The 18,173-nt window shown below is 43.0% G+C and carries 10 protein-coding genes; 3 read left to right on the top strand and 7 right to left on the bottom strand.

The window, feature by feature from the left end; translation table 11 throughout:
• Nucleotides 1-30 precede the first annotated feature (30 nt).
• The 7 genes from KI742_RS21055 to KI742_RS21025 form a co-directional block, all read right to left on the bottom strand.
• The gene (locus KI742_RS21055; RefSeq protein WP_062730584.1) at nucleotides 31-4,872 is read right to left on the bottom strand and encodes an NAD-glutamate dehydrogenase; all 4,842 of its coding nucleotides are present in this window, start codon (nucleotides 4,870-4,872) and stop codon (nucleotides 31-33) included.
• Between the two features lie 201 nt (nucleotides 4,873-5,073).
• Nucleotides 5,074-5,292 (bottom strand): DUF2835 domain-containing protein, encoded by a 219-nt coding sequence (locus tag KI742_RS21050; RefSeq protein WP_080659264.1) that lies wholly within the window; start codon nucleotides 5,290-5,292, stop codon nucleotides 5,074-5,076.
• Between the two features lie 65 nt (nucleotides 5,293-5,357).
• The gene (gene pepN, locus KI742_RS21045; RefSeq protein WP_285386234.1) at nucleotides 5,358-7,964 is read right to left on the bottom strand and encodes an aminopeptidase N; all 2,607 of its coding nucleotides are present in this window, start codon (nucleotides 7,962-7,964) and stop codon (nucleotides 5,358-5,360) included.
• 226 nt (nucleotides 7,965-8,190) lie between these two features.
• The gene (locus tag KI742_RS21040) at nucleotides 8,191-8,856 is read right to left on the bottom strand and encodes a hypothetical protein (protein WP_005377438.1); all 666 of its coding nucleotides are present in this window, start codon (nucleotides 8,854-8,856) and stop codon (nucleotides 8,191-8,193) included.
• Between the two features lie 194 nt (nucleotides 8,857-9,050).
• Complete coding sequence (prc, locus tag KI742_RS21035) at nucleotides 9,051-11,057, bottom strand: carboxy terminal-processing peptidase (RefSeq protein ID WP_017634279.1); 2,007 nt, start codon at nucleotides 11,055-11,057, stop codon at nucleotides 9,051-9,053.
• Between the two features lie 17 nt (nucleotides 11,058-11,074).
• Entirely contained in the window at nucleotides 11,075-11,701 is a 627-nt protein-coding gene (gene proQ, locus KI742_RS21030; RefSeq protein WP_005377435.1) for an RNA chaperone ProQ, read from the bottom strand.
• A 97-nt stretch (nucleotides 11,702-11,798) separates the two neighbouring features.
• The gene (locus KI742_RS21025) at nucleotides 11,799-12,272 is read right to left on the bottom strand and encodes a GAF domain-containing protein (protein ID WP_005377433.1); all 474 of its coding nucleotides are present in this window, start codon (nucleotides 12,270-12,272) and stop codon (nucleotides 11,799-11,801) included.
• Nucleotides 12,273-12,364: 92 nt separating this feature from the next.
• On the opposite strand from KI742_RS21025, the gene KI742_RS21020 reads away from it, so the two are divergent.
• The 3 genes from KI742_RS21020 to KI742_RS21010 are packed head-to-tail and all read left to right on the top strand — an operon-like array spanning nucleotide 12,365 to nucleotide 18,077.
• Nucleotides 12,365-14,161 (top strand): ABC transporter ATP-binding protein, encoded by a 1,797-nt coding sequence (locus KI742_RS21020; protein WP_021033889.1) that lies wholly within the window; start codon nucleotides 12,365-12,367, stop codon nucleotides 14,159-14,161.
• Between the two features lie 24 nt (nucleotides 14,162-14,185).
• Nucleotides 14,186-15,436, top strand: coding sequence for a paraquat-inducible protein A (locus tag KI742_RS21015; RefSeq protein WP_285386233.1), 1,251 nt, complete (start codon nucleotides 14,186-14,188; stop codon nucleotides 15,434-15,436).
• A complete protein-coding gene (locus tag KI742_RS21010; RefSeq protein WP_285386231.1) occupies nucleotides 15,429-18,077 on the top strand; it encodes an MlaD family protein in 2,649 nt (882 codons plus the stop codon). The genes KI742_RS21015 and KI742_RS21010 overlap by 8 nt, the downstream gene beginning before the upstream one ends.
• Nucleotides 18,078-18,173: the final 96 nt, after the last annotated feature.

Here is an 18,173-nt window from a genome sequence, read left to right as displayed (position 1 = left end):
CATATCAGGACGGGTCACTTGATTATTCCACTACTCTTTCGATGAGCAGTTGAGGTTTAAAAGTACTAGCTCTCGAAGTGCTACAGAGAACTTAGCAAATTCGTGTACTGAGCCAACTTTGAACTCGTTTAAGATACTCTCCCAGCGGTGCAACGATTGCTCGTTAGTTTCAATCCAATCTTCTAACGCAGCCATCACGTCAAGCTCTTCGGTTGAGCAGCCACAAGTCAGTACCTGAGCGGTAAGTTGACGTTGTTGCCAGTCCAGATCTTCACGGAATGCCGCTCTAGCAAGTGCTTGCCAGTTGTTATCAACGGCTTGGCTATTAATTTGCTTCAAGAACCAATGCAACGATAAACGGTCACCCAAGTTAAAGTAGAGTTTCGATGCTTGCTCAACCGTTTTACCTGTTTCACTTGCTACTGATGAAATATCCAGTGCAGATTGTAAGCTTGATAAGCGGGCAACTTGGTGAGCGAGTTTCTCTTCAACCCCTTTCTCTATCCAACCTTGAGCCAAGTCATTGTGTTCTTCAACTTCAGACTCAACTAACATAGTGTCTAGGGTTTCAGTGATAACATTGACATCTTGCTTGTAGATAGCAATCAACTCACCGACCGTGCATTTGCCGCTACGGTTACGAAGCAACCAGCGTGCAATTCGACGCAGTGCTCGGCGCACGTAAAACATAATTTCGTATTGAGCTTGCGCTGTCGCAACGTTATCAAGTTTGCGAGTTTGCTTGAGGATTGCTTCTAAATCAAAGATTTCTCTAGCCGCACTGTAAGCATTGGCAATATCGACAACACTTGCACCAGTTTCTTCTTGCAAACGAGTAACGAAGTTACAGCCCATTTCATTAACCATCTGGTTAGCCAATGCTGTAGCTATAATTTCAGCTCGCAGTGGGTGATTAACCATTTGATCTTTATAGTTACGTCGTAACGCACTTGGGAAATATTCAACAAGTTGTTTTGCATGGAATTCATCATTTGCGATTTCATCCGTAACAAGTTGCTGTTTAAGTACCATTTTACCGTAGGCAACTAACACTGATAGCTCAGGGCGAGTCAGACCTAGTCCCTGTTTTTCACGCTCGATTAGCGTTTCATCATCAGGGATGTATTCGAGAGCACGATCCAAGTACCCTGCTTTCTCCATAGTGTGGATGAATCGAATTTGCTCCTTAACAATGCCAACACCTTGCTGTTCAGTAACAGAGATCGACTCCGACTGACGGTAAGCATCATCCAAGACAATTTCACCCACTTCGTCTTCCATAGACTCTAGAATTTGGTTACGTTGCTTAACCGTAAGATCGCCATTTGAAACCAGTCCATTGAGGAAGATCTTGATGTTGACTTCATTATCCGAACAGTCAACGCCACCTACGTTATCAACGAAGTCCGTGTTCACTCGACCGCCAGTTAGTGCGTATTCGATACGACCAAGCTGAGTCATACCCAAGTTACCACCTTCGCCAACCACTTTGGCTCTTAAGTCACGGCCGTCAATGCGCAGCATGTCGTTAGCACGGTCGCCAACATCTGTATGAGTTTCTGTCGATGATTTAACGTAAGTGCCGATACCACCATTCCAAAGCAGATCGACTTTCATTTTCAAGATCATCTTTATCAGATCGTTAGGCGCTAAAGATGCTTTCTTAGTACCTAACATTTTCTGAATTTCTGGCGTCAACTGGATCGATTTTGATCGACGAGAGAAGATGCCACCACCTTGAGAGATCAAGTCTTTGTTGTAATCTTCCCAGCTTGATCTTGGTAAATTAAACAATCGGTTACGCTCTTCCCAGCTGCTGGCTGAATCTGGATTTGGATCAATAAAGATATGCATGTGGTTAAACGCAGCTTGCAATCGAATATGCTTCGATAACAGCATACCGTTACCGAACACGTCACCTGCCATATCACCTACACCGATTGCAGTAAAATCAGTGGTCTGACAGTTGATGCCCATTTCACGGAAGTGACGTTTAACAGATTCCCAACCACCTTTTGCGGTGATACCCATTGCTTTGTGATCGTAACCGTTTGAACCACCTGAAGCGAATGCGTCACCTAGCCAGAAGTTGTATTCTGCAGAAACAGAGTTTGCCAAATCTGAGAAGGTTGCTGTGCCTTTATCGGCAGCCACTACTAGATATGGGTCATCTTCATCGTGACGAACAACGTTTTGTGGTGGTACCACCTCTCCTTCAATGATGTTATCTGACACATCTAGCAGTGCACGGATAAAGCGTTTGTAACAACGCTGACCTTCCGCAAAAATTTCATCACGAGTGGTGAGAGATGGCTGGCGTTTACAAACGAAGCCGCCTTTTGCACCCACTGGTACAATTACAGTGTTCTTAACCTGTTGCGCTTTTACTAAGCCAAGAATCTCCGTACGGAAGTCTTCTTGACGATCTGACCAACGCAAACCACCACGAGCCACTTTTCCACCACGAAGGTGAACACCTTCAATATCTGGTGCGTAAACAAAGATCTCGAATGCAGGTACAGGCTGCGGAATCTCAGGAATATCGCTTGGCTTCATTTTCAAAGATAACCAAGGCTTAGGCTGCTTATTCTCGTCTACTTGGTAGTAGTTGGTACGAAGCGTCGCCATGATCATTTCAATATAACGACGAATAATACGATCATCATCCAAGCTCTCTACACGATCCAACTGCTCTGTTAGCTTTTTAATTAGATCGTTTTGGCCTTTCTCGCTGCCTTTGTGTTTCGGATCAAATCGCTTGGTGAACAGCTTGACTAGACCTGTCGCTAAGTCTGGGTAGTGGCTTAGCGTGTCTTCGATGTACTGCTGACTGAATGGGAAGCCGACTTGGCGCATGTATCGTGCGTAAGCGCGAAGAATGGAAATCTCACGGCCAGATAAAGACGCACCTAATAACAATCGGTTGAAACCATCACTTTCAAGATTACCCGCCCAAATGGCAGCAAATGCTTGTTGGAAACGATCACGAGCTTCACGAAGGTCAACGGTTTTCTCGCTCTTATGCAGCATAGAGAAGTCAAGGATCCAGAAAGTCTGCCCGTTGTTTTTCTCGATCTCATATGGCGATTCGCCAATCACACGCAAACCAAGGTTTTCCAACATCGGCATTACGTCAGAAAGGTGAATTGGTTCATCGCGATGGTATAACTTTAAGCGGACAGCTTTGGAATCTGCACCCTCTTCTTGAGGTCGGTAGAACAACATGCCAAGTTTATTATCATCACTTAACGCTTCTAAGCGCTCGATATCTGCAACCGCAGAACCTGGCATCATGTCCTCTTTGTATGAGCGAGGGAACGCACTCATATATTCTTTTGAAAGAGGAAGGCCTTTACTTTCACCAAAGTTAGCAATGATGGATTCTTTTAGTCTGTCATCCCAAGAGGTAGAAACTTCCATTAGATTTTGCTCGATCTTTTTCACGTCTACGTCAATGTTGTTATTGTCTACACGAACAATGTAATGTGTTCTCGCTAGTGGGCTTTCTGAGAAGTACGTTGTAAATTCAACCTCTTGCTCGCAACCAAAGTACTGCTTAAGAATGCGTTGAGTTTGACGACGCAATTCTGTGTTGTAACGATCTTTAGTGACATAAACCATGCAACTGAAGAAACGACCAAATGGGTCTTTACGAACAAACAAACGCAGCAAGTCACGGTCTTGCATTTGTACAACACCCATTCCCACCTCAAGCAGCTCTTCTTCATTAGCTTGAAGCAACTCGTCGCGTGGGTAGTTTTCTAAGATATTGTGCAATGCTTTGTATGAGTATGATCCGTGACGGTATCCACTTGCTTCAAGGATACGGTCAACTTTTTCACGGATCAAAGGAATACTTTGTACCGCTTGGTTGTAAACGGCGGAGGTATATAAACCAGTAAAGCGATGCTCACCTATTACTTTACCGTTTTCATCAAACTTCTTAATACCGATGTAATCAGTATAAGCTGGACGGTGGATACGAGATGCTTTGTTACCTTTGGTGATGATCAGAGCGTATGGTTTTTTCGCTTCTAATCGCGCTGAATCTGATAATTCAGAGAGCTTGACGCTACGCACGCGCTTGTCATCAGCAAACAGACCTAGTCCTTTTTCTTTAGCAGGAACAAGTTCGGTATCACCATTGACCTCTTTTAAGTCATAATCTTTATAACCCATAAAGGTAAAGTTATGATCTTCTAGCCAACGAAGAAATGCGATCGTTTCATCCATACGATCAGTTTGGATAGAAACACGATCTTTATTTTTCTCAAGTTCATCAGTAACAAACTTAAGCTTATCAACCATCTGCTTCCAGTCATCAACGACTAAGCGAGTATCAGATAGAATTCTTAACAGCTCTTCTTTAAGCGCTTGCATCTCGTCTTTACTAGTAAGGCGGTCTACCTCTATGTGGAAAAGTGATTGAAGAACACCACCCTCACCGTTTACGTCTGTAACTTGGCCTTTTTTATCACGCTGAATCTGTGTTGGGTTATTCAACATTAGGTGACAAACAAGATCCAAACGTGCTAAAGCCATTTTGACTGAGTCCACTAAGAATGGACTATCTGGAACAACAATTTCTACGATTGTGTGTGTGGATTGCCAGCCTTGACGACTTACGGTCGGGTTAAATACTCGAACCGAAATCTCTTCTGGTTTTTTTTCATTGATATGGTGCCAAAGGCTAACGACAGCACCATAAAGGTCGGATTCGTTTCGCTGAATTAGATCATCATCAGCAATGTTACTGAATAAGTGTTGAGCAAGTTTAGTTACAAGCGTTTGGTGAGAAAGCTCGAGTTTGTCTTGAATCAGTTGGTAAACCTTTTCAAGCAGAACCGGCACTACATTTTCACGCGCGGTCATATTCACACTCCACATTAGAATTGTTGTTTTGTAGGGGGACTTAGTAGCTAGGTTGTTACCTTAGAAACTAAGCATAGGTAATGCATGTGCCCATTGTAAAAGCATAATTACAAATGTTTAACAACTAATCGTAGTGGTAAGAGGTGAAATGTCCGATTCTGTGACTAAGATTCCTATTTAACTCTCTGCAAATACAATACATCACAGAGTTTCTAACTTAAGAAACTTATTATTTTGGTTAGTTGTTAGTCTAAACTGGCCTCTAACGCCCAATTGACTAAGAAATGGTCTAAATCTCGCGGCGGGTAACTGCAAACGCAAACCGTTGTGTGTGACAACTTGAACAACACTTGCCGCACCAGAATAATGAGATAAAAACGTTTGATATGAAATGTTGAGATTGAAGTAGTAATAGTTCATGAAGTGAAAACTAAGTGACATAAACAAATAAGGTGGTCTAAATGACCACCCTATTGTGTTGTTTACTATTCGTCTAGTGCTTTAGTCACTTTTTCGAATAGATCTTTAGCAAGATTATCCATTGCTTTGAGCTTTTCAAGTTCTGCACGAATCATTGCTTGGCGAGCTTCATCGTATTTACGGAACTTAAGCAAAGGATCAATCATTCGAGAAGCTACTTGTGGGTTCGAATCATTTAGTTGGCGAAGAATTTCACCGGCAAACTGGTAACCTACACCGGATTTATCATGGAAACGTACAGGGTTCGCACTTAAGAACGAGCCAATTAAGCTGCGCGTACGGTTCGGATTTTTCAAACTAAATGCTTCGTGGTTCATGGTTGCTTTTACTTTTTCAAGAGCATCCTCTGCAGGATTGCTACCTTGAAGTGCAAACCACTTATCCATAACCAAACCGTCGTGCTTCCATTTATCGCTGTAATCAGCCATAAGTGCTTCACGACACTCGAGCTGAGCGTTATTTGCGGCACTCATCGCAGCAATCGTATCTGTCATGTTATTTGCAGATGCGTACTGCGCGTTGACTAAATCATTACCTTTTTCCCTATATGCTAGGTACTGAAGGCAACGGTTACGTAAAGCACGCTTGCCAATTGCAGCATGGTCGATCGTATACTCTGTTTGCTTAAGCGTGTGATAAGTCGCACTTAGCTCATCTTCTAATTCCTTAGAAAGTGACACTGTAATGCTGTTTAGCACTTTGTCTACGGCATCGATATCAATTTGCTGGTACCAACCAGTAATCTCATTGATTGAAGGCATAGAGAAAACTTGAGCAATGAAAGCTGGCTCAAGCGTTTCATCCAACAGCACACCGCGGAAAGCATCTATCACACCTTCAGAAAGCGATACTTCTTGTCCCGCTTGAACATTTTTCACATTCTGACGAATGTATTTAGCCAATAGCATTTGGCTAGCGTCCCATCGAGCAAAATCGTTCGTTGCGTGCTTCATCAAGAAGACTAACTCGTCATCGCTGTAATCGTATTCTAATTTGACTGGTGCCGAGAATTCACGCAACAAAGATGGCACTGGCTGTTCTTCGACATTTTCAAATACGAACGTTTGCTTATCTTGTTTAATATCCAGCACGTTATGAACAGATTCACCGTTAATCACCAGTGGGATAACTCGACCTTTCGAATCATACAACTCGATATCGAACGGAATATGCAGCGCTTGTTTTTCTGCTTGGTCTTGCGTCGGCTCCGTAAATTGCTCTACCGTTAGTGCGTAAGTTTTTGCATCAGCGTTGTATTCGCTATTTACGCGCAGCGTTGGTGTACCCGATTGGCTGTACCACAGACGGAACTGTTTTAAATCAACACCGGTGGCATCTTCCATTGCAGAAACAAAGTCTTCACACGTCGCGGCGGTACCATCGTGACGTTCAAAATAAAGTTTCATTCCTTTTTGGAAGCCCTCTTCGCCAAGGAGTGTATGGTACATACGAATAACTTCGCTGCCCTTTTCATACACCGTTAGCGTGTAGAAGTTATTCATCTCAATGACTTTGTCAGGACGAATCGGGTGAGACATTGGGCTTGCATCTTCCGCAAATTGAGGACCACGAATAATACGTACGTTATCAATACGGTTATCAGCACGAGAGCCTAAGTCAGAAGAGAATTCTTGGTCACGGAATACGGTTAAGCCTTCTTTTAGACTTAGTTGGAACCAGTCACGACAAGTGACACGGTTGCCAGTCCAATTGTGGAAGTACTCATGACCGATCACAGCTTCGATGCCTAAATAATCACGATCTGTCGCAGTTTGATCATTCGCCAGAACATATTTTGAGTTGAAAATGTTCAAGCCTTTGTTTTCCATTGCACCCATGTTGAAGAAATCAACAGCAACGATCATGTAAATATCCAGATCGTATTCCAGGCCAAAGCGTTCCTCATCCCACTTCATCGAGTTGATCAGCGATGTCATCGCATGACCTGCACGATCTAAGTTACCTTTATCAACAAAGATTTCTAAATCAACACTGCGACCTGACATCGTTGTATATTTGTCACGCAATACATCAAAGTCGCCTGCAACAAGGGCGAACAAGTAAGCTGGTTTTGGATGCGGATCCTGCCATTGAACCCAATGACGACCGTTCTCTGCATCACCTTCTGCAATTCGGTTACCATTGCTCAGCAAATATGGGTAAGCCGCTTTATCTGCGATCACTTTTGTTGTGTATTTTGCTAGAACATCCGGACGGTCTAGATAGTACGTGATACGGCGGAAGCCCTCAGCCTCACACTGAGTACAAAATGCGCCGCCTGATTTGTACAAACCTTCGAGTGCTGTATTCGCTTCAGGATCAATTTTGGTGACGATTTCAAGTTCAAACTCGGATGGAAGATCGGTCAGTACCAGCGATGACTCCTTCACCTCGTGATGAGCCCAATCCTCACCATTTACTTTTACAGCGCGTAGCTCAAGCCCTTCGCCATCGAGTTCTAGCGTTGTTGTATCGCCTTTTTGAGCAACTTTTGATACCGCCGTAACGATTGTGTCATTGTCATATAGATCAAAAGTAAGATCGATATCAGTAATCGCATGAGATGGCTCTTTATAATCTTTACGATATTTGGCCTGGGGAGCTTGAGACATGAGCATAAATCCTTGTATGTCGAACAACAAAAATACCAGACTGCATGATCAAAAATGCAGTTCTGGTATCACTATATAAGCTATTTGTAGGGGTTGTGGTATCAGAATACAAGTCTTTCCATCAAAAAACGGAGCTTTTAGTGCTCTAGCTCCGTTTTTTGATTAACATTTAAACAACATTAATGACTTACCGTACGCACGCGTAATTTGGCGCATGTTAAAGGCATCATGGCGTAACTCTATTGAGTACGGCGTACATATCACCATTGGAATCTTCGATCGTTAGCTCATTCTTGTTGAGCTTATACGTGGTTCCATGCTCGCCATTTTCATACAGCAGAACCAAAAACTCATCTTCTGTGTAAAACACACCTTGTTTGATGGACTCATCCCCTTCTTCATTTGATACCCGAAACATGAACACGAAATCAGGTTGAAGTATCAAATCCATCTGATTAATGTTGTTTGCCACAAGACCGTCGCCAGATACGTGAGAGCTAGACCAAATACCTGCAAGTGAATTAGATAATCCCTTAGTGAACGTTACACCATTAAGATCAAGCGTATTATGGTTGTTGCGATAGGCATAAATTTGAGGCTCGTCGGTGTTTAAACCAAGAACGATGGTGTCTTCATTTGCGTTATACAGCCCTTCCCAATGGTCAACGGAATAGTCTTTCTTTTGAATATCAATAGAAAAGCTGTAGTCAGAACCTAATGAGAGTTTGATCGCACGAAAGTTTTCAGCCGACTCTTCGGGGTTTGGGTTCATCAAATACCAGTCTCCGATGAGAAACGGCGTGTCAAAGTGACTTAATTCATCTTCTCTGGTGTTTTCTCCACCAAACACACTAAAGCAGCAAAAGCTAAGTAAAATAAAGAACCACTTCATATCGGCATCCTTATCGTTTTCTTTTAGCTTAGCCAGTAGTCCTCACTTTCGCGAAATTTTAGATGTAGATCACGTAAATTATTGGGGGAAAATAAGCGAATATCTTGCTCGATATCGAGACAGCGGAAGACAAAAAGGCATAAAAAAAGAGTGAATCTGAAAGACTCACTCTTTTTATTCTAAATTGCCAGTTATTATGACTGATTTTCCTGCTTAAGTAGATCGACCATAATCGCAACAGACTCATCTAAATAAACATCAGGAGCCTCGTAGTCTTTTGGTATGTCATCCAATGTTTTGAATGCTTTTTTACCCAAAGCAACTTGACGTTCATTTATGCGTTGTAATCGAAGGGCTTCCGCTTTATCCGATTCAGCTTTACGAACTTTCTCGTTCAAAGACAGAGTATTATCGTCTTTTTCTTTACGATATTTCTCGATGTCTTCATTGATAAAGCGGAACTCCATCTCATCAGAAATACGCTTGTTATGCAGAGCAGTAAGTTTTTCAACTAAGGCGTCGTTACTTGGAAACGTTTGATATTGTGCTTTATCAATCTGATCCCAAGGTAAAGCATTGTCTTCAACACTTTCACCTGTTTCAGAAGCCTCAATTGGCGTTGGGTACGAAATATCTGGTGCAACACCACGATTTTGCGTACTTCCACCGTCAATACGATAAAACTTCTGAATCGTGTACTGAACATAACCTAGCTCTTTATCGAAAAGATCGTAAATATGATTCAGTGAACGATGTTGCTGAACTGTACCTTTACCGAAAGAGTTTTCACCTAAGATGATTGCACGATTATAATCTTGCATTGCCGCTGCAAAAATTTCAGATGCTGAAGCACTGTAGCGGTTAATCAACACCGTCAATGGGCCATCATAACTCACTTTTCCATCGGTATCGGCATTCACCTTGATGCGGCCATAGCTGTCACGAACTTGAACTACAGGACCTTCTTTAATGAATAAACCTGTCAATGCCGTCGCTTCTGTTAGCGCACCACCACCATTGTTACGTAGATCAACGATTACGCCGTCAACGTTTTTGGTTTTCAACTCAGCTAGTAATTTATCGGTGTCTTTCGATAAGCCGACGTAGAAACTTGGTACTTCTAAAATACCAATCTTCTTACCGTCTTTTTCGATGATTTCTGACTTAACCGCACGATCTTCTAAGCGAACTTTGTCACGAACAATTGTGACAATGTAACTCTTAGCATCGTTACCTTCTGGCAAGATCTGTAGATTAACCTTTGTGCCTTTAGGGCCTTTGATTAACTGAACAACATCATCCAGACGCCAACCGATCACGTCGACAATTTCTTCACCGTCTTGTCCAACACCAGTGATTCGGTCCCCTTCACCAAGTTGCTTACTCTTTGAGGCCGGACCGCCAACAACAAGTGAACGAATTACTGTGTAATCGTCTGTCATTTGCAAAACGGCGCCGATGCCTTCTAGAGAAAGATTCATTTCCGATTGGAATTGCTCGGCATTACGTGGAGAAAGGTAGCTTGTATGAGGGTCAACCTGTCGCGCGAAGGCATTCATATACAACTGAAATGCGTCTTCATTGTTGGTCTGTGTGATGCGCTTCATCGCATTGTTATAACGCTTCTCTAAAACTTCTTTAATCTCTGGCCACTCTTTGCCAGTCAGTTTCAGATTTAACGCGTCATATTTCACACGCTTGCGCCACAACTCGTTGAGCTCTGCTTCGTCTTTTGGCCATGCGGCTTCAGAGCGGTCTAACTCTATCTCGTCATCGGTATCAAACTTGATCTCTTCATCGAGTAGAGTTAACGCATAAGCAAAACGATCGAAACGCTTCTGCATTGAGAGGTTGTAAACATCAAAAGCAATTTGGTTGTTGCCCGATTTAAGCTGATCATCAAGCTCGACTGACCAATTTTTAAATGAATCGATGTCTGCTTGAGTGAAAATATTTCTATTGTAATCAAGCAACTCTACATAGCGTTCAAAGATCGCTTTAGAGAAATCATCATTGAGGCTGAAGTGCTTATAATGAGAGCGGGTAAATCGCGAGGTGACTCGTTTGCTAGCTGTTTCATGCTGAACTTCAGGAGAAAGAACCGGCAGGTCATCTTTATGTAGTTTGGCTTCAAGAGCCTGAGCTGATGCTGCTAGCCATAAGCTAGCAGCAATCAGGGTCACTTTTGAACGGCAATTCATGCGTAGGAGTATCTCCTTTATGCGCGCAAGTGCTCCGCTTTCACAACCATTTGTAGGCCGTTAGCAAGTTGAACACGTACATCATCCTTATTGATTTCAACAATGGTCGCTGCCATGTTTCCTTTGCCCATGTTCACGTTAACTGCGTTACCTACTGTGATTTCATCAGCATTTAGAGCGCGCGTTTCTACAGGCTTAGTTGGTTTTTGTACTTTTGGTTTATTAGTACGACGAGGCTGTTGAGGCTTTTTAGCCGCAGGTTTCGCTTTCGCCTTACCCTCTTCACGAGCTTTTTGTGCTTGTTCTTTACGACGAGCCTGAACTTTCGCCTTGCTTTCTGCAAGTGTCGCTTTCGCGTGTTCAACGTGCTCTTCTTCTAGCTCACCACAAGGGTTGCCATCTAGGTCTACACGTACTGCACCTGGTTTTACACCGTGTAGGTAACGCCATGATGAAGTGTACTGTCTTAACGCTGCACGAAGCTGTGTTTTGCTTACTTTTTCGTCTTCATTTAGACGTTCCGCAAGATCTTGAAAAATACCAATTTTCAGAGGTTTTGCTTCACCTTCTAAAGTAAAGCACTTAGGGAAACATTCAGCAATATATGCAATAACTTCTTTGCTGTTTTTTAACTTTTCAGTCATGAGGGGTCCTGATTTGAGCGGATTTCCGCGAGCATTAAGAAAAAATATTCTCGTATTATAGTGACATGCCAAGGAAAAACCACACTCGAAGGCTAATTTATGCGTCGTTCGCGTGTGAATTAAGCAGCTTTTCTACTTCAACCATGAAATGAGTGAGACCTTCTTCGTCTGTTTCATTAAATCGGCCAATACTTGGACTATCAATATCAAGTACACCAACCACCTTTCCATTAATAGAAAATGGAATCACAATTTCTGAATTGCTCGCTGCATCGCACGCAATATGCCCCTCAAATTCGTGAACGTCGTATACTCTTTGTATAGTATTAGTTTGTGCAGCAGTACCGCAGACGCCTCGACCCATTGGGATACGAACACAAGCTGGTTTTCCTTGGAACGGACCAAGAACAAGCTCTTCACCTTTTGTTAGGTAAAAGCCTGCCCAGTTAAGATCGTCAAGTTCCATGAAAAGCAATGAGCTCAAGTTTGCTAGGTTCGCAATAAAGTCTGGTTCAGACTCAATTAGAGCAACAGCTTGTTTGGTTAGTCTTTGGTATTGTTCTAAGTTCATATTAACTTCCTACTTACTATAAAAGCTTCCATTCTCAATGTATGGCGCTAAAATGCAGCCCTACTTTATAATAGGACTTATTCTCAATTACAATGCTTCTGAAAAATGACACTATTAGCCGTTCTTGGTTGATAACACAAGTAAAAAAGCACAAGTCCAAGCTGATCATAGCGAACTTGATAGCGGTGCTTGCAACCTTGATTAGTGTTCCAATTCCCCTCCTCATGCCTTTGATGGTTGATGAGGTCTTATTGGACCAACCTGCAAAAGGCTTAGATGCCATGAATGCCATTCTCCCTGAAGCGTGGCACACTCCGACAGGCTATATTTTCTTCACCCTGTTCTTGGTTGTTCTTATGCGAGCTGCGAGCCAAGGATTAAATATCCTTCAAAGCCGACAATTTACGCTTGTTTCAAAAACCATCACGTTTGAGATGCGCAGTAAAATGATCGACAAACTCGGCCGTATCAGCATCCGACAATACGAAACCAAAGGTAGCGGAGGAATCAACGCACACCTTATCACTGACATTGAGACCATTGATAAATTTATTGGTTCTACGTTAGCAAAATTCGTTATCAGTTTTCTGACTGTTATTGGTACTGCTATCGTTCTACTTTGGCTCGATTGGCGACTTGGTCTGTTTATCCTGTTAGTTAACCCTATTGTCATTTACTTCTCACGTAAACTAGGCAGTATGGTTAAACATCTGAAACGGAAGGAAAATCATTCTTTTGAAATTTTCCAAAACCGCTTAGTTGAAACATTAGATGGAATCTACCAACTACGCGCGGCCAATAAAGAACGAGAATTCCTCCAACAACTCAAAGACAGTGCGAACCAAGTTCGCGTTGATGCAGACAAGTATGCTTGGCAATCTGAAGCGGCTGGTCGCGTATCTTTCCTTCTCTTTTTGATCGGCTTTGAATTATTCAGAGCTGTCGCAATGTTAATGGTCATGTTCAGTGACCTTACTATTGGCCAAATATTTGCCGTTTTTGGTTACCTATGGTTCATGCTGTCTCCTGTTCAAGAGTTGCTTGGGATTCAGTTTTCTTGGTATAGCGCTAAAGCGGCATTAAAACGCATCAACGACTTATTAGAGTTAGAAGAAGAGCAGAGACCGGTTCCTAAGGTAAATCCTTTCAAAGAAGGTAGAGAAGTTGATGTTAAAGTAGAAAACATTAATTTCTCTTACAATAATGAAAACAAAGTCCTAGATAATCTTTCTTTACATATGCCGGCAGGAAAGAAAGTGGCGTTGGTTGGTGCAAGCGGCGGTGGTAAGTCAACCTTGATACAATTACTTATTGGGGTTTACCGTCAAAACTCAGGTAGCATTCGCTTTAATGATGAATTAACAGAAGATATTGGTTTTGAAGTAATTCGCGACAAAATTGCCGTGGTATTACAGCAACCTATACTATTTAACGACACCTTGAGGCATAATCTAACGCTTGGTGGGGATTTTGACGAAATGTCACTTTGGCGTGCGCTTGAAGTGGCTCAGCTGCAAGATGTTATTTCTCAACTGAACCACGGCTTGGATACTCAAGTTGGTCGTAATGGCATTCGTTTGTCAGGAGGTCAACGACAACGGCTGGCCATTGCTAGAATGGTGCTGAGTAATCCTCAATTTGTTATTTTAGACGAAGCCACGTCTGCGCTAGATACCGCTACTGAAGCGGCTTTACACAAAGCACTGACCGAGTTCTTACGTGGTAGAACAACATTAATCGTTGCGCACCGACTATCCGCTGTTAAACAAGCCGATTTGATCTACGTGCTTGAAGATGGGAAAGTGACGCAAACAGGTACTCATGGTGAGTTAGTTGAGCAAGAAGGCTTATATCAAACCTTATATGGGGGCATACAGTCCCACGCTTAAATCGTTCAAGCTAGAGAGGTCGTTATGACCTCTCTGTCTAAGCACGCCACGCAACCCAATAACGTACGTTTGTGCCAAGGTTGTGAATTGCCTGTCGACATCGTCGACTTACCCCATGGCAAAAATGCACACTGCCCTCGTTGTGGTACACAATTATATCGCGGAGGTAGCCCTAGCCTCTCTGGTAATCTAGCCGTCGCGATAACCTGCATCCTACTATTTATTCCATCGCACTTTTTTAACTTTATTAGCATCCGACTCTTTGGTGTGATGATTCCGGCAACCCTGCCTTCAGGGATGATCACATTGATGGAAGAAGGATTTGTTCTTCTTTCATTGCTCATTCTATTTTGTAGCTCTCTAGCGCCACTGACGGTTTGTGTTTCAGTGGTAACGGCGCATATTTCTTTACATCAACGATGGTTCCGTGGGCTTCGTATCTCACTGTGGCTAATTCAACATTTGAAGCATTGGGTTATGTTAGATGTGTTCTTAGTGAGCATCGCCATTTCCTGTTTTAAACTCCAAGATTATTCCGACATTTTCGTCGGCCCAGGGTTAATTGGTCTGGTTCTTTTGCAGATATTTACCGTTTTGTTAGTTTCAAGAATCAGCGTGCGTCGTTATTGGGAAGCTTGGAAACCAGAAAGTTTATATGCTTTTGAGCATAAAGATGTGCATTGCCATGAATGCCACTTGTCCCAGCCTGAAGGTGACCATTGCCAGCGTTGTCATCACGAGTTATATCATCGCAAGCCAAACTCCATTCAGAAAACATGGGCTTACCTCATCGCAGCAACGGTCGCCATCTTCCCCGCTAACCTGATCCCTATTTCCATCTTGCTTACCAATGGTAAGCGTTTGGAGGACACTATTTTTTCAGGCGTGGCTGGTTTGGTAAAAAGCGGCATGTATGGAATCGCTGCGATCATTTTTGTTGCCAGTATCGTTGTCCCGGTGATTAAAATACTTGGGCTCGCCTACATCATGCTTTGCATCCAATTCAAACGTTCGGTGTTTAAGAGACAACGAATGATGGTTTACTTTGTTGTTAAATGGATCGGTAAATGGTCTGTGATGGATTTGTTTGTTATTTCTATCATGATGACGTTAGTCGATCGTGGTCAGATACTGGATTTCACACCAGGATATGGCGCGGTAGCATTTGGTGTTGTCGTTGTATTGACCATGCTTGCAGCAGAAAGTATTGATCCAAGGCTAATCTGGGACCAAACAAGCCCAAAACAATCAGAAAAAGAGTCAATGAATGAGTGATCAGAACAGTTCTCAAACGTCATACGTACCAGATGTAAAGCGGAGTAAAGGCATATCTCCTCTTTGGCTGTTGCCAATTTTGACCATGGTCTTAGCTGGCTGGCTTGTGGTGAAGTCGATACACGATGCAGGACAACGAGTGCAAATCTATTTTTCTGATGCCGCTGGTCTTGTCGCCGGCCGAACCACTATCCGTTACCAAGGATTAGAAGTCGGCATGGTAAGAGACATTAACCTCACCGAAGATCTCGGCAGTATTTATGTCGATGCTGATATCTATCCTGAAGCTGCAAAGTTACTGAACGATAAAACACGCTTTTGGTTAGTAAAACCAACAGCTAGCCTAACGGGAGTTTCCGGACTGGATGCGCTCGTCTCAGGTAACTACATCTCGATTCAACCCGGAGATGGTCAAGAGTTTGAGACAACATTCCATGCGTTAGACTCTGCCCCAACAGATTTACGCGTTTCTCAAGGTTTGAATATTAAGCTCAAAAGCCGTGATTTAGGTGGTGTATCGGTTGGCTCTCAAATTGTTTATAGGAAAATCCCAATCGGTGAAGTGTACAGTTACCAGCTAGATGAAGATGCAAAATCTATCACTATTCAAGCCAACATTCAGGATCAATACCGACATATCATTAACAACCGCAGTCGATTCTGGAACGTCAGTGGAATTGGTGCCAGCATCGGTTTTGAAGGTGTCGATGTAAGACTAGAAAGCATGAGTGCCTTACTAGGTGGCGCCATCGCCGTCGACTCTCCGGATGATGGTGAGCCTGTAGAAGAGAACACCGAGTTCCGTTTGTATAAAGATTTGAAAACTGCTGGTCGAGGCATCGCGGTTAAAATCGTCCTACCTGATGACAGCAAGATCAGCGGAGAAGGCGCTCCAATTATGTATCGCGGAATCGAAATTGGCCAAGTTACGGACTTGAGCCTTTCCGAAGGCCGAGAAGTGATATTGGCGTCAGCGGCAATTCAACCCGCTTTTAGTGACATGCTGACGACAGGTACTCGATTTGTTTTAGAAGAAGCAAAAGTGTCCCTTTCTGGTGTTGAAAACATTGCTAATTTAGTGCGAGGAAACTTCTTAACGATCGTGCCGGGCGCGGGTGAACGCTCTCGCCGCTTTACTGCCATTCGTAAAAACGTGTTTAACCAACAGCAAGAAAAGTCCATCGCGATTCGGTTGGTGTCCGACAATTCGTTTGGCCTAGATAGCGGTGCCAATGTACTTTATAAAGGCATCGTTGTTGGTTCAATCATCAAAGTGGGCCTAGTTAAGGAAGATAAAAAATCACAACACGAAGTATTTATGGATGTATTGATTGACCATGAATACAAACATCTGATCAAATCAAACAATCGTTTTTATGTAACCGGCAGTGCATCAGCAGAGTTAACTGAATCCGGGCTCAGCGTTACCGTTCCTCCAGCAAAGCAGTTGTTAACCGGGTCAATTAGTTTTGTGAGCGAAGGCAAGCAGGATATTCAAAAAGAGTATCAGCTGTTCCAAAATGAATCATTGGCTGAATTGGCGCAGTACAATCAAAGTGGCTCTAGGGCTCTAACACTATTTGCTTCTGAATTGCCGCCGATTTCCAAAGGCAGTCCTCTACTCTATCGTAATCTTCCAGTTGGTAACGTCTCCGATTTCCAACTAATTGATGGCGGAGTACTAATTAAGGCTACTATCGAAAACCGCTTCGCTTATCTTGTAACGCCACAAACCGTTTTTTGGAATCGTTCAGGGATCGAGATAGATGCATCATTAGCCGGAGTCAGTGTGAAAGCGCACCCTTTAAAATCGTTAATCGAAGGTGGCATCGCTTTTGACTCCGTGCCAGGCGTTGAAAACAAAATCGGAGAAAACTGGAAGCTGTATTCTGATCAAAAAACCGCTCGCAAGTTTGGGCGCGTCATTGCTTTAGAAACCGACGGTTCGCAAGAGATTGCTAAAGGAATGCCGATTGAATATCAAGGTGTTAAAGTTGGTGAAATCACTCTGGTTGTACCGAATTTTCGTCGTAACATGGTTGAAGTCACTGCAAGGATCCTACCTGAATACGTAGAAAACATTGCGGTTGAAGGCTCACATTTTTGGCTAACTGAACCAGAAATTGGTTTAGGTGGCGTTAAAAACCTCGGGGCGTTGGTGTCGAAATCCATCAGTGTTGAACCAGGTAAAGGTAAAGCTAAATTTGATTTTCAATTAGAAAATAGTTCAGAACGCGTGCATGGAATCATGTTTACGTTACAAAGTGAACAAAGAGGCTCAGTACAAGTCGGTACCCCTATTCTTTACCGCCAGATGGAAGTTGGCCAAGTGACCGACGTAAGCCTAGGAGAATTTGCTGATCGCATCGTCACGACTATCAAAATACAGCCTGAATACGCTTACCTCGTTCGTCAAAACAGTGTGTTCTGGAATGTTTCAGGAGTAGATGTTTCCATCGGGCTTACTGGCGCTAACATCAAAGCGGGAACCTTTGATAGTTTAGTTCGCGGAGGAATTGCGTTTTCAACGCCAGAGCAATCGACTATTCCACCAGCGGCAAAGAGTGGGCAATCTTTCTTTTTGTATCCACAAGCTGAAGAAGGTTGGACTCAATGGCGTACAGCAATTCCGAAGCCGTAGAATAAAGCTCAATTCACGTACAATTGAAGTTTGATCACTTTAAAAGAGCAGCAATCGCTGCTCTTTTTTATTGCTCGGCCCTTGTCACTATTCGTT

It is taken from the genome of Vibrio sp. D417a, from assembly GCF_030248595.1.
GTDB classification, from domain to species: Bacteria; Pseudomonadota; Gammaproteobacteria; order Enterobacterales; family Vibrionaceae; genus Vibrio; species Vibrio alginolyticus.
This window is presented reverse-complemented; position numbering and strand designations above follow the sequence as displayed.

Bases quoted from the DNA above. Each gene is read 5' to 3' on its own strand.
- KI742_RS21055 (WP_062730584.1), bottom strand. From the start codon at position 4,872: ATGACCGCGCGTGAAAATGTAGTGCCGGTTCTGCTTGAAAAGGTTTAC.
- KI742_RS21050 (WP_080659264.1), bottom strand. From the start codon at position 5,292: ATGAACTATTACTACTTCAATCTCAACATTTCATATCAAACGTTTTTA.
- pepN (WP_285386234.1), bottom strand. From the start codon at position 7,964: ATGTCTCAAGCTCCCCAGGCCAAATATCGTAAAGATTATAAAGAGCCA.
- KI742_RS21040 (WP_005377438.1), bottom strand. From the start codon at position 8,856: ATGAAGTGGTTCTTTATTTTACTTAGCTTTTGCTGCTTTAGTGTGTTT.
- prc (WP_017634279.1), bottom strand. From the start codon at position 11,057: ATGAATTGCCGTTCAAAAGTGACCCTGATTGCTGCTAGCTTATGGCTA.
- proQ (WP_005377435.1), bottom strand. From the start codon at position 11,701: ATGACTGAAAAGTTAAAAAACAGCAAAGAAGTTATTGCATATATTGCT.
- KI742_RS21025 (WP_005377433.1), bottom strand. From the start codon at position 12,272: ATGAACTTAGAACAATACCAAAGACTAACCAAACAAGCTGTTGCTCTA.
- KI742_RS21020 (WP_021033889.1), top strand. From the start codon at position 12,365: ATGCTTCTGAAAAATGACACTATTAGCCGTTCTTGGTTGATAACACAA.
- KI742_RS21015 (WP_285386233.1), top strand. From the start codon at position 14,186: ATGACCTCTCTGTCTAAGCACGCCACGCAACCCAATAACGTACGTTTG.
- KI742_RS21010 (WP_285386231.1), top strand. From the start codon at position 15,429: ATGAGTGATCAGAACAGTTCTCAAACGTCATACGTACCAGATGTAAAG.